The organism is Streptomyces sp. NPDC005722 (assembly GCF_040630935.1).
GTDB lineage: Bacteria > Actinomycetota > Actinomycetes > Streptomycetales > Streptomycetaceae > Actinacidiphila.
This window is the reverse complement of the sequence record NZ_JBEXYN010000046.1, coordinates 1-12,082: the sequence shown is the minus strand read 5'-3', so window position 1 is coordinate 12,082 and position 12,082 is coordinate 1. Positions and strand designations below refer to the sequence as shown.

Genomic DNA, 12,082 nt, shown 5'->3' with positions numbered 1-12,082 from the left:
CCTACCCCTACCCATCAGGCGCCCACCTGCTGTCGAACGCCACACCCGATGCCCCCAAAGCAGTGAAGGGAGCCCCACGATGTCCGACTGGTACCTGACACCGACACACCAGCAACTGCGCCGCGAAGTCCGAGCCTTCGCCGAGACCGAGATCGCACCCCGTGTTGCCGCCATGGAACACTCCGGGGCTGTCGAACACAACCTGGCGCACGCCATCGCACGCCAGGGCTGGATCGGTGCCACCATCGACACCATCCACGGCGGCATGGGCGCCGGCCACCTCGCCAAAACGATCATCATCGAAGAGCTCTCCCGCATCAGCGCCGCCATGGGCGCCATGGTCCAGGCCTCCCAGCTCGGCGTCGCCAAAGTCATCCACTTCGGCACCCCGCAGCAGCAACGATATTGGCTGCCCCGGTTCGCCGACGGCACCTGCCTGCCCACCATCGCCGTCACCGAACTTGTCTCCGGCAGCCACGTCCTCGGCATGGAAACCACCGCCATCCGAGACGGCGACGCCTACGTCCTCACCGGCCGCAAAACCTACGTCGGAAACTCCCACATCGGCCACGTCCACGGCGTCGTCGCCCGCACCGGACCCGGATCACGCGGCTTGACCGCGTTCCTCGTCGAAGCCGACCGCCCCGGACTGACCCTGCTCCCCCACCAGGGAACGCTGGGCCTGCGCGGTTTCAGCTTCGGCGAACTCGTCTTCGAACAGTGCCGCATCCCCGCCGGAAACCGCCTCGGAGACGAAGGCGACGGCCTCGACATCGCCTACTCCTCCAGCGTCCTCTACGGCCGCCCCAACCTGACCGCCGTCTCCCTCGGCATCCACCAGGCCATCCTCGACGAAGTCGTCCGCTTCTCCTCCGACCGCGTTCGCTACGGCAAACCCCTGCACCACCTGGCCAACATCAAATTGAAGATCGGCCAGATCACCTCACGCCTGATGACCGCACGCCTCGCCGCCTACCACGCAGCACTCCTCCTGGACACCGGCGTGGCCTGCGACAGCGACCTCATGAACGCCAAACTCATCAACGCCGAGTCCGCGATAGATTCCGCGCGCACAGCCATGGAGATCGAGGCAGCCGCCGGACTGATGACGGACAGGCCGCTTGAGCGCTATCTCCGCGACGCGCACCACATCTACGCCCCCGCCGGCACCTCCGACATACAGCTACTCAGACTGGGCGAGGCCGCCCTGGGCCTGAACAAAGGCCAGTGGTCCAGACGCTGGCCACACCCCTACCTTCCCCCGCAACACAAAGCCGCGCTGAGGTGACAGGCCCCACGGCGAGGGGCGACGGCTCCCTGAGCCACAACAACCCCGCCCCCGAAGAACGGAAGTCATCCGGCCTGCACCAGGTGCCCCTGCTGTGGGCACAGGCCACCGCCGCCCGACACGACAGCCAGCCGACCGGGTCAACGCCCCCAACACCAAAGCCAAAACCGTCTGATACCCGACTCCTCCCCTCACGGGGAGGTCGCCCCCGGCACCCCCGACCGGGAGCAAACGGCCCGCCCACCGAAGAGGACCGGGCCGTGCACCACCCCGCCGCGCGCACCGACGAGCCGGCCCGGATCATCACCCGGAACGCGCGGCGGGCCTCTCCCGTCTCAACCCGGAGGCACTCCTTGCACGCGATCGGCATGCTTGTCACCGCATGAGGTGAAAGGGAGGGGCGGTTGAGGTCGCATGGGATGCGCTACGGAGCGCGGAGCACGCAGGGGGCGCATGCGTGATCGTGTGCGCACGCTCGGTGAAATTGGTGGGGTTCGGCGTGCACACTTGCGGGTCTGGTTCGGTTGGCTGGTGGCTAAGGCAAAAGCGCTCGGTGCCGTGCGGGGGCGGCATCGGCCGACGAAAGGACTCCAGCCAGTGGATCTCGATATGGCTGCTCACGTGGTGACCGGGGCAGTCGCGCTCCGGGTCTTCGCGGGAGACCTCCGCGCCCTGGGAACGCGCCTGCTCAGTGCCGGCGTGCGGGTCGGCGCCGCCCAGCTGGCCGCACAGCACCGGCGTGGGGAGGCGGGTGCCTCAAGCGAAGGTACCAACGTGCAGCCGCTGGAGCGCGACTGATGAGCGGCCGACAACCGGATCCGTGGGCTGACCAGGCCGTGCGGGACGATCTGACCGCGGTGCTGCCGGACACCTTCACCGCGTTCTACTGCCTGCACCACCAGGCCTACCTGCGGTACGCGCACCTGCAGCTGGACAGCCGGCCCGCGGCCGAGCAGGTCGTCGAGGACGTCTTCGTGCAGCTGGCCACGGTGTGGCCGCACGTGCTGAAGCAGCCGAACGTGGACAGCTACGCCTGGGCGGCGCTGAAAGAAGAGGTCGCCCGGCGCCTGGAAATACAAGGCCGCGCCCCCGCCCTGGTGGAAACCGCGGCGTTCGAGCAGATCCGGCGCGAGAGCCGTATGACCTTCGCCGTGCTGGAGTCCAGCCTAGGACTGTATACGGCGATCGCCCGGCTGCCGGAACGGCAGTACGACGTGATCGTGCTGCACTTCGTGCTCGGCTACCCCATGCGGCAGGTGGCCGTCCTGATGGGCGTCACGTACGCAACGGTCCGCAGCCATGTGCGGGGAGCCCGCCGCCGCCTGGCCCGCGATCTGGCGATCGACTGGGCCACCGAAGAGATGAACGAGGAGGATGGATGAACCGGGGGAACAAGCGCGCCGACCGCACCGATCGCGTTGGCCAGGTGCTGGCCGAAGCGGAAGTCCTGGCCGACGAGTACGCCGACTTCGACGAGCGGGCAGCACTGGAGCGCATCGCACGACGGGTGGTGTGGCACCGGGCCGAGTCGATGGAAAGCCGTGCCCAGTGGATCCGCACCGCATCCGGCGCATACACCCGCCCGGCCGACGCACGAGACGGCCTGCCGGCCGCCCTGCACGAGCAGGCCGCCACCGAATTGGGCCTGCTGTCCTCCCAAGTGGTCCGGGACCCGCAGGCGATCGCCGCCATGGCACTGCTCGTCGACGACCGCGCCATCATCGAACCCACCGGCGCGCTCGCGTTCGCATGCCTGCTCTACCTGGCAGACCGGCACGAGGCAGCACAGTTCTGGTGGCAGTTCGCCGCCGGAGCCGACTCCCCCACCGCCGCCCACTGCCTGTCCCTCCACCACCTGCAACACAGCGAACTCCGCGACGCCCAGCACTGGCACAAGCAGGCCCATCTGCTGCGACAACTCGGCCAGGACCCCCTGGCGCACACCGCACGATCACGGGCGACAACCGACCAGGCCCTGACCCACTGGCTATGGCCATCATCACCGTCCAGCACAGCGACGGTCCCCACCGTAGTCACCGTCGACGTCGTCCACCGCACCTGGCAACCCGCCTCAACCCTGTTGCTGTCGCACTCCATCACCAAAGCCGTCCAACGCCTCCAGGCACAGCCCGACGAAGACTTCGGCACCATCCCCAAACCCGACCCCGAACTCGCCGCCGAACTCGTAGATTGTGCGGTCTCATGATCAGCGCGTACGTCGTAGGCGCGGGGTGACTGGAGGCCGGTCGCCACCGCAGTCGCACGGAACGACCGCTGCTCTTCGGTCGCGCCGGTTTTGGTGAGCACCTTGTCGGGCTTGAGAGTCGCCTCGAGGGCTTCGGTGCCCGTGTGACGCAAGGCCCTCAAAGCAGCCGCCGAGCGGGCGTTGGGACTCTGGCCAGCTGCGGCACGGCATGGTGTCCTGAGACATGGACCAGGCGTTGTCATCTTCGGCGCCGGGAGGCAGCTCTGGCCGCGTCACGTCGCCCGGCGTTTCCTCAGCTCGGCGAGCCATGCACGCACCTGCTCGTCGTCGTGCAAGTAGGCACCGCCCTTGTCCGCGCGTAGGTCGATTCCGTGGAGGAGGCTCAACTCCCACCAGGAGATGTCGTCCCAATCAAGCCCGCCGTCGACCACCCACCGCGCGGCCCAGCGGTCGGCGTCGTCTCGGGTCAGACGGCCCTCGACAAGCGCGACGAAGTGGTCTTCGATCTCGTCAAGCGTCGGCTGGCCGCTGGCATCCATGCCCTGACCGCACATGCAGGGCAAACGTTGGCTGACGCAGCACTTGTGTCATGCGCCAGAAATGGCGAGGCGAAGTTTGAACCGTTCCGGGTTCGATAGAGATCTCAGACGTTGTGTGTGACCTGGGGTTTCGTGGTTGTGAGGTAGTGGCGGGCTTCGTATTCAGCGGGTGGGATGTGGCCTATCTCTCCGTGAAGCCGGGTGTGGTTGTACCAGTCGGTCCACTCGGCGGTGGCCAGTTCGACCTGTGCCAGGGACCGCCAGGGTCGCTGCGGTTTGATCACCTCGGTCTTGAACAGCCCGATGGCGGATTCCATCAGCGCATTGTCGTAGGCGTCGCCAACCGAGCCGATCGAGGCGGCGATGCCGGCCTGCTCCAGATGCTCAGCCAGCGCGAAGGACGTGTATTGCGACCCGGCGTCAGAGTGGTGCACCAACTCGCCTGGAATGGGCGGGTATTAGTCCCGGTCACGCTGCCACAATCCCATGTCCATGGCGTCCAGGACGAGCCGGGTCTGCTTGGTGGTCGAGGCGGACCAGCCGACGATCCGGCGGGAGAAGGTATCCACGACGAAGGCGACGTAGACGACCCCGGAGAACGTCGCGACGTGCGTGAAGACGGCGACCCAGCAGCGGTTCGGCGCGGCGGCGACGAAGTCGCGGTCGACCAGGTCCGGTGCCCTGGGCGCGGACGGATCGCAGATGGTGGTGATCACCTTTTTCCCGCGGACGGCGCCGGTGATGCCGAGGTCGCGCATGAGGCGTTCGACGGTGCAGCGGGCCACGTCATGCCCCTGGCGGTTCAGGTGTCTGGCTCCGTAGACGCGGTAGTTGGCGTCGTAGGCCTCCTGGATCAAGATCTTCAGTTCGGTGTCCCGCAGGGTGGCCTGGCGTTTGTGGTGGGCGAGTAGGTGGAGGGGGCGATCTTGCAGTCGTGGTCGGTCAGTACACGGCAGATCGGCTCGACGCCGCCGAAGCGGTCCCGGTGCTCGTCGATGAACGCTACGAGCGCGTGTGTGGCCGGTCGAGCTCGGCCGCGAAGAAACTCGCGGCGACCTTGAGGATCTCATTCGCCCGCTTCAGTTCGGCGATCTCCTTCTTCATCGCCTTGACCTGCGCGGACTCATCCGTTGTCGTCCCCGGCCGGGTGCCGGCATCGATCTCGTCCTGGCGGACCCACTTGCGCAGCGTCTCGGTCGTGCCGATGCCCAGCTTCTGGGCGACGGCTTTCATCGCGGCCCACTCGGTGTCGTAGTCGGGCCGCACCTCGGCGACCATTCGCACCGCACGACGGCGCAGCTCAAGCGGGTACGGGGAAGGACGTGCCATGACTCGATCCTCTCAAACGATCGAGTCCCACCGAACCGGAACGGTTCATACCTCGGCGCCGGCGGCACCTTCGCCACGCCGACCAGACGCCCGCCCCGCAAGGAGCTCACCGCCCGGCAAAGATCACTGAACCGGGCATACGCACGGCTCCGTTATCCCGTCGAACGCGGCATGGCCCCACTCAAGTACTGGCGCATCTTCCGACCGCCCCAGCCCCAACCGCGTCTCGTCAGCAGCCAAAGCCATCCTCACCCTGGAGAAGCAACGCTGAAACGGTCATTGACCACACCCGGGCCAAGACGGAGCGCGGCGTCAGCCGCCGGCTACGGCGCGCACCGCCTCCTCGACCGGGGTGGACCCGCTGATCAGCTCGAGGATGCGCCCGACGGTCCTGGGCTCGTGGAGCAGGGCGGCGAGCACGGCAGCCACGTCATCGCGCGGCACCTGGCCTCGGTCGGTGTGCTCGGCGAGCGTGACGCGGCCGCTACCGGGGTCGTCGGTCAGCATCCCCGGGCGCAGAATCGTCCAGTCCAGTCCCGTACGGGAGGCGATGTCGGCGTCCGCCTCGCCCTTGGCCTTCAGGTAGGCGGCAAACACCGGGTTGGTGCCAGGCGGCGGCGAGCTGTCCACGCCCCTCGCGGAGATCGCCAGGAAGCGTCGCATCCCGGACCGCTCGGCCGCTTCGGCAAGGAGGATGGCCGCGTTCCGGTCCACCGTCTGCTTGCGGGCCGCGCCGCTGCCCGGTCCGGCGCCCGCGGCGAACAGTGCCGCGTCGGCGCCGCCAAGGTGGCCGGCCACCTCGTCCACCGAGGCGTGCTCCAGATCGCACACCACCGGTTCCGCGCCGTCCACGCGCAGGTCGTCGGCGTGATCTGGGTTGCGGATCAGCCCTGTGACGTTGTCGCCGCGCGCCGAGAGCAGCCGGGTCAGCCGGCGCGCGATCTTTCCGTGTCCACCCGCGATCACAATGTGCATGCGGTCATTCTTGCCACACGCAACCGCTCACACCGGGCTGCGGGCCTGCCGCAGCAGGTCGGGTCCCGCGGCTGCCGTAAAGTCGGCGCACTCGCGTACCGCGCTGGTGCCCCCGTATGCCCATAGCCGAGCGGGATGACACCGCCGGAAACCACAGATCACACTGCGTCAGCTCGCCCGGCTGATAGACCGTCCGGGAGACCGGGTCGACCGGCAGACGGGCCGGCCGAAATTCCCGGACCCGTTCACGCAGGATCGTCAGCCAGCGTTCTTAGCCGATCCGCTCTGCGATCACCGTGACCGCCGTCGCCGGGATCTGCCTCAACAACTCCCGGATCGCGGGCTCGACCGCGTCCACGGCCGAGCCCTTCAGCGCCCGCCGATACCGCGGTGGCCGGTCCGAGGCCACCGCCCGCAACACGGCTCCCCGGGAAATCCCCGGCTCACGGGCCACCGCCCGAGCGGACACCCCTCTTCGAAGCAACCGCCGGATCTCAGCCCGGTGCTCCGCGCGGCTCACCATCGCTTCCTGCTGACTCCAGCACCGCTGAAGCCAGGATGATCACGTGACCGCCGACTGGCCCGATGGTGATCCGCTACCCGCGGCCTCATTTCAACCGTCGCCGACAGGCCACGGCTCCCCTCGCCTGCGCGGGGAAGGCTGGGACTGGGCGGTGCATCGAACTGGACCCGGGATACTCCGGACGCTCGCGCGGGCGACCTCTGTGACGGCGCCTGTCGCGCGGTTCCCGGCACAATCAGGTAATCAGGAACGGTGAACAAGGACGCTACCGACCCCTTCGTGCACGTCCGGGGCGCCAACGAGAACAACCTGCGGAACATCGATGTCGACGTTCCGCGGGACGCGATGGTCGCCTTCACCGGTGTCTCCGGTTCGGGCAAGTCCTCGCTCGCGTTCGGCACGCTCTACGCGGAGGCCCAGCGACGCTACTTCGAGTCCGTAGCACCGTACGCCCGAAGGCTGTTGCAACAGGTCGGCGCACCGCACGTGCAGGAGATCACCGGACTGCCACCAGCCGTGGCCCTGCAGCAGCGACGCGGGTCGCCCAGCTCGCGCTCGACGGTCGGCACCATCACCACACTGTCCAATCTGCTGCGCATTCTGTACTCCCGCGCTGGCAGCTATCCGCCCCAGGCCGCACGGCTGGAGGCCGAGTCTTTCTCACCCAACACCGCGGCCGGCGCCTGCCCGGAGTGCCACGGACTGGGAGTCGTGCACGACGTCGCCGAGGACCTGCTCGTCCCGGACTTCTCGCTGAGCATCCGCGAGGGGGCCATCGCCGCCTGGCCGGGCGCCTGGCAGGGCGCCAACCTGCGTAGTGTCGTGAGCGGCCTGGGGATCGACATCGACCGACCGTGGCGCAGGCTCAGGAAGAAGGACCGGGACTGGCTGCTGTACACGGAAGAGCAGCCCTCTGTGTACATCGAGCCGGAGGAGGACCGCGTCGACTACGGCTACCAGGGCAAGTTCTGGAGCGCTCGCAAGCACGTCATGCACGTCCTCGCCGACTCCAAGAGCGAGAAGATGCGCGAACGGGCGCTCCGTTTCGTCAGGAATGTGCCCTGCCCCGCGTGTCACGGCAGCGGACTGCGGCCCGAGGCGCTCGCCGTGACCTTCGCCGGACGATCCATCGCCGAGATCAACGCGATGCCGCTCACAGAGGTCGTGGCGCTCCTGCGGCCCGTCGCGGGGCGGTCCGAGGCCGACGCCACCACGTCGACCGCCCGATCCGGGGAGACGACCGAGGTCGCAGTCCGGATCTGCGGCGATCTGGTCGCACGGGTCGACCTACTGCTCGACCTGGGTCTCGGGTATCTCAGCCTCGGGCGCCGCTCGACGACCCTGTCGCCCGGCGAGGCGCAGCGCCTGCGGATCGCCACCCAGCTGCGCTCGGGGCTGTTCGGCGTCGTCTATGTCCTCGACGAACCCTCCGCGGGCCTGCACCCGGCTGACGCGGAACCACTACTGGACGTGCTGGACCGCCTCAAGGCCGCGGGCAACTCGCTGTTCGTCGTGGAGCACGACATGGACGTGGTACGGCGGGCGGACTGGGTGGTCGACATCGGCCCCGGCGCGGGCAAGGGGGGCGGACGCGTGCTGTACAGCGGCCCGGTCGCCGGTCTTGAGCGGGTCGGGGAGTCGGCCACGAGCCAGTACTTGTTCGGGCGCGCCCAGCCGCTCGATCACCGCCCGCGCACACCGCACGGGTGGCTGCACCTGAGCGGCGTCTCCCGCCACAATCTGCACGATGTGTCCGTCGACGTACCGCTCTGCGTACTGACGGCGGTGACGGGCGTGTCCGGTTCCGGAAAGTCGACGCTGGTGACGCAGGTACTCGCCGAGGTCGTCCGCGGCCACCTCGGACTCGTACCCGAGGAGCCCGACGAGGCGCAGCTGGAAGTCGACGTCCAGGACGCGTCGGGGGTCGAGTCGTTCGACCGGCTGGTCCGGGTCGACCAACGGCCCATCGGCCGAACTCCCCGGTCCAACCTGGCCACGTACACGGGAATGTTCGACGCGGTGCGCAAGCTGTACGCCGCGACGGACGGGGCCAGGGCGCGAGGTTACTCGGCCGGGCGATTCTCCTTCAACGTGCCCGAAGGGCGGTGCGAGACCTGCCAGGGCGAAGGATTCGTCGCGGTGGAAATGCTGTTCCTGCCCGGCACCTACGCGCCGTGCCCGACCTGCGAGGGTGCCCGCTACAACGCCGAAACGCTGGAAGTCACCTACCGCGGCAAGAACATCGCGGAAGTGCTGGCGCTGTCCGTCGACGCCGCCGCCGAGTTCCTGTCCGCCGTCCCGGCCGCCTCCCGCAGTCTGGAGACGTTGCGCGAGGTGGGACTGGGGTACCTGCGGCTGGGCCAGCCCGCGACGGAACTCAGCGGTGGTGAGGCGCAACGCATCAAACTGGCCACGGAACTGCAGCGAGCCCGCCGCGGGCACGCGCTCTACCTGCTCGACGAGCCGACGGCGGGGCTGCACCCCTCGGACATCGCGCTACTGCTGCGACAGCTGCACCGGCTTGTCGACGCCGGCAACACGGTCGTCCTCGTCGAGCACGACCTGGACACGATCGCCACCGCCGACTGGGTCATCGACCTCGGGCCGGGCGGCGGCGACGCGGGCGGGCGGGTAGTCGCAGCGGGCCCGCCGGCCAAGGTGGCGAGGGCCCGCCGCAGCGCCACCGCGCCCTATCTCGCGGCCCGGCTCGCGCGCTCCTGACGACGGCGCAAGGGGCTGAGCACCGGTCAGCCGGATTCGGGGCACCGAGTCGTACGCGTCGCCATGCTGCGTTCCAGCTTACGGCGGGTATCGCTCGCGAGGTGTCCCGTCTGGGCCCATTCCACCGGATCCGAGGCGGGCCGGGTGTGCCGGCGGCTGGTGTCGCGCCACGGGCACGTGCCACTGCAACGGCCGTTACGCGCGTTGACGCCGGATCACGGCTCACGTTCGGCACGGACCACCACCAGCTCTTCCTTCTCTTCCCCTGGAGCTATCAGTCCCCGCGCCTTCAGCCACGCCGACCGCAGGCGCAGCACAGGCCCGAAGGGGATATAGCGGCGCCCGACGACCGCGACGCGCAGTCCGGCGTGACGTAGCCGGCTCAGGGTGCGCTCGACACCGCAGACGGTCGACTGGACCAGAAGTAGGACTCCTCCCGGGGTGAGCAGCGGTGGCGCGTCCGCACAGACCCGGTCAAGCAGAGCGCGGCCAAGTCGGACCCCGCATCCCACGCCCGCGCCCGCCCCCGGGTCGGGAGATCTGCTCGCGGAGACGGCACGTACGGCGGATTGGCCATGATCAGGTCGAAGCGATGACTTCTCACTGGTTCCGTGAGATCGCCGCGCAGCACTCTGATCCGCAATCCCTTGAGGCGAGCGTTGAACCACGTGGTGCACACCGCGCTCACGGATGCGTCCACGGCCGTCACCTGTGTCGCGCCGCGTTCGGCGGCGGCGAGCGCCAGCGCCCCGCTTCCCGCCCCGAGATCGAGGACATCGGCAGCGAAAAGAGGCTCCCGCTGCATCGCGTCCTTGAGCAGGCAGGTGTCGTCCTGCGGGCGGTACACCCCCGGGGCTGCACAAAAACCACCCGTGTGGTTACCCGCGTGTCTGCAATCAAACGAGCGGCGTTTTGCGAGCGGGACTATCGCCACACCGGACTGCCGTCGAGGGAAGTCAGCATGTCGCGTGGGTCGCCGTACACGGCGACCGCGCCCGCCTCCTCCAGCTCGGCGCGGCTGATGCCGCCGGAGAGGACCGCCACGCAGGGCACCCCCGCCTTCCCTGCGGCCTCGATGTCCCAGACGGTGTCTCCCACGAATACCGCCCGGTCAGCAGGAACGCCCGCTCGATCCAGGGCCTGCGTGACCAGGTCGGGCGCCGGTTTGCTCGCTGAGACGTCGTCCTTGCAGGTGGCGTCCGCGATGACATCGTCGGCGTCGAGGGCGGCCCGCATCACGGCGAGTTCCTTGCCGTCGGCTGAGGTGGCCAATACGACCCGGAAGCCCCGGGCCGCCACAGCCCGCAGCAGGTCGGCAGCACCCTCCAGAGGGGCGAGCGCGGGACCGTAGGCGCCGTACAGAGCCTTGTGGGCGTCGCTGATCGCGTCATCCTCGCTGCGGTCACGATCCTTGCCCAACAGGCGCTCCAGCAGGTGGTCGGAACCCATCCCGATGCAGCGGTGGATGTTCGCCATTGACACCACGTGCCCGGCCTGCCGAAACGCCTCCCACCACGACACCACGTGGAGATAATTGGTGTCCACAAGCGTGCCGTCCATGTCGAACAGCGCAGCGCGCTCGACGTCGTCCCTCATGATGGCCGCTCCTTCCCTTCAGCTACCGCAGTGGTTCATGCCAAGGCGGCTACCCGTCATCTCCGACACGGACGCACGCTTCCGCTCCGCGATCCAACGGCCAGCCAGCACCTGTGTCAGGGCACGCGCTACCACTTTGAATCACTCAGGCGGCGTAACGCACCACGAGCACCCCGGGTGAGGCCCCTCCCCTCAGCCCCCGGTAGCGAAAACCCCAACGGTGGCCCCGGGCCGAGCGGAATCACCCACCCACTCTCCGGAAATACCGGTCACGATTGCGGGTAGCAGATCACCGATGGCCTCAAATTGATCACGTAGGGGCGAACAAGATGCCTGCAGGATCGAGCCCGAAGCGCGAGCGGCAGTACGAGCACATCAAGGACAGCGCCAAGGACCGGGGCGAGAGCGAGAAGCGCGCCAAGGAGATCGCCGCCCGTACAGTCAACAAAGAACGCGCCCGGGCGGGCGAGTCCAAGACCGCCAGCCGCTCCTCCACCGAGGACATGTCCTCGGGCAAGCGCGGCGGACAACGCTCCGGCAAGGGCTCCCAGGGGCCCACACGCGACCAGCTCTACGCCGAAGCCAAGCGCCGCAACGTCGACGGCCGCTCCCACATGAACAAGGCCGAACTCCAACGCGCCCTCGGCGACAACTGAGCGCACGCAGGTCAACCAGCGGAGGACATCATGCTCATCCTCGGCATCAGCCTGCTGATCATCGGCTTCCTCACCGGCATCTCGATCCTGTGGACCATCGGGATCATCCTAGTGATCATCGGCCTCGTGCTCTGGGTGCTGGGCGCCGTGGGGCACAGCGTCGGCGGGCGCAAGCACTACTGGTAGGCCACGCAGATTCGGATCGTTCGCCGCACCGGAGGCCGTGGGGGCCCCCCCGGGGGGGGGGCC

Annotated in this window: 10 protein-coding genes and 2 pseudogenes; 7 read left to right on the top strand and 5 right to left on the bottom strand. The window is 68.5% G+C overall.

Annotation, left to right across the window (positions count from 1 at the left end; genetic code table 11):
• Positions 1–79 precede the first annotated feature (79 nt).
• The 4 genes from ABZ479_RS34375 (at position 80) to ABZ479_RS34360 (ending at position 3,494) form a co-directional block, all read left to right on the top strand.
• Positions 80–1,288 (top strand): acyl-CoA dehydrogenase family protein, encoded by a 1,209-nt coding sequence (locus tag ABZ479_RS34375; RefSeq protein ID WP_500465204.1) that lies wholly within the window; start codon positions 80–82, stop codon positions 1,286–1,288.
• 597 nt (positions 1,289–1,885) lie between these two features.
• On the top strand, positions 1,886–2,086 hold the full coding sequence (locus ABZ479_RS34370; RefSeq protein ID WP_500465203.1) for a hypothetical protein: 201 nt from the start codon (positions 1,886–1,888) through the stop codon (positions 2,084–2,086).
• Complete coding sequence (locus ABZ479_RS34365; protein ID WP_500465202.1) at positions 2,086–2,670, top strand: RNA polymerase sigma factor; 585 nt, start codon at positions 2,086–2,088, stop codon at positions 2,668–2,670. Before ABZ479_RS34370 ends, ABZ479_RS34365 begins: the two co-directional genes overlap by 1 nt.
• Positions 2,667–3,494 (top strand): hypothetical protein, encoded by an 828-nt coding sequence (locus tag ABZ479_RS34360; RefSeq protein ID WP_500465201.1) that lies wholly within the window; start codon positions 2,667–2,669, stop codon positions 3,492–3,494. The genes ABZ479_RS34365 and ABZ479_RS34360 overlap by 4 nt, the downstream gene beginning before the upstream one ends.
• A 272-nt stretch (positions 3,495–3,766) precedes the next feature.
• Here the strand turns inward: ABZ479_RS34360 and ABZ479_RS34355 are convergent, their stop codons facing one another.
• The 3 genes and pseudogenes from ABZ479_RS34355 to ABZ479_RS34345 all read right to left on the bottom strand — a co-directional run bounded on the left by ABZ479_RS34355 (position 3,767) and on the right by ABZ479_RS34345 (position 6,337).
• Positions 3,767–4,033 carry a hypothetical protein gene (locus tag ABZ479_RS34355; RefSeq protein WP_500465200.1) on the bottom strand — a complete coding sequence of 89 codons (267 nt, stop codon included), beginning with the start codon at positions 4,031–4,033 and terminating at the stop codon, positions 3,767–3,769.
• Between the two features lie 104 nt (positions 4,034–4,137).
• Positions 4,138–5,362 (bottom strand): annotated as a pseudogene (locus tag ABZ479_RS34350) (IS3 family transposase).
• 312 nt (positions 5,363–5,674) lie between these two features.
• Positions 5,675–6,337, bottom strand: coding sequence for an NAD(P)H-binding protein (locus ABZ479_RS34345; protein ID WP_500465199.1), 663 nt, complete (start codon positions 6,335–6,337; stop codon positions 5,675–5,677).
• A gap of 775 nt (positions 6,338–7,112) precedes the next feature.
• Between ABZ479_RS34345 and uvrA the strand changes: the two genes are divergently transcribed.
• Positions 7,113–9,581 carry an excinuclease ABC subunit UvrA gene (gene uvrA / locus ABZ479_RS34340; RefSeq protein ID WP_500465198.1) on the top strand — a complete coding sequence of 823 codons (2,469 nt, stop codon included), beginning with the start codon at positions 7,113–7,115 and terminating at the stop codon, positions 9,579–9,581.
• A 215-nt stretch (positions 9,582–9,796) separates the two neighbouring features.
• Here the strand turns inward: uvrA and ABZ479_RS34335 are convergent.
• Together ABZ479_RS34335 and ABZ479_RS34330 are read right to left on the bottom strand one after the other, a co-directional pair.
• Positions 9,797–10,386, bottom strand: a pseudogene (locus ABZ479_RS34335) (HemK2/MTQ2 family protein methyltransferase).
• Positions 10,387–10,505: 119 nt separating this feature from the next.
• Positions 10,506–11,177 carry an HAD family hydrolase gene (locus ABZ479_RS34330; RefSeq protein ID WP_500465197.1) on the bottom strand — a complete coding sequence of 224 codons (672 nt, stop codon included), beginning with the start codon at positions 11,175–11,177 and terminating at the stop codon, positions 10,506–10,508.
• A gap of 329 nt (positions 11,178–11,506) precedes the next feature.
• Between ABZ479_RS34330 and ABZ479_RS34325 the strand changes: the two genes are divergently transcribed.
• Together ABZ479_RS34325 and ABZ479_RS34320 are read left to right on the top strand one after the other, a co-directional pair.
• The gene (locus ABZ479_RS34325) at positions 11,507–11,833 is read left to right on the top strand and encodes a plasmid stabilization protein (RefSeq protein ID WP_500465196.1); all 327 of its coding nucleotides are present in this window, start codon (positions 11,507–11,509) and stop codon (positions 11,831–11,833) included.
• 30 nt (positions 11,834–11,863) lie between these two features.
• Positions 11,864–12,019: a DUF6131 family protein gene (locus ABZ479_RS34320; RefSeq protein WP_500465195.1), complete on the top strand. Its 156-nt coding sequence runs from the start codon at positions 11,864–11,866 to the stop codon at positions 12,017–12,019.
• Positions 12,020–12,082: the final 63 nt, after the last annotated feature.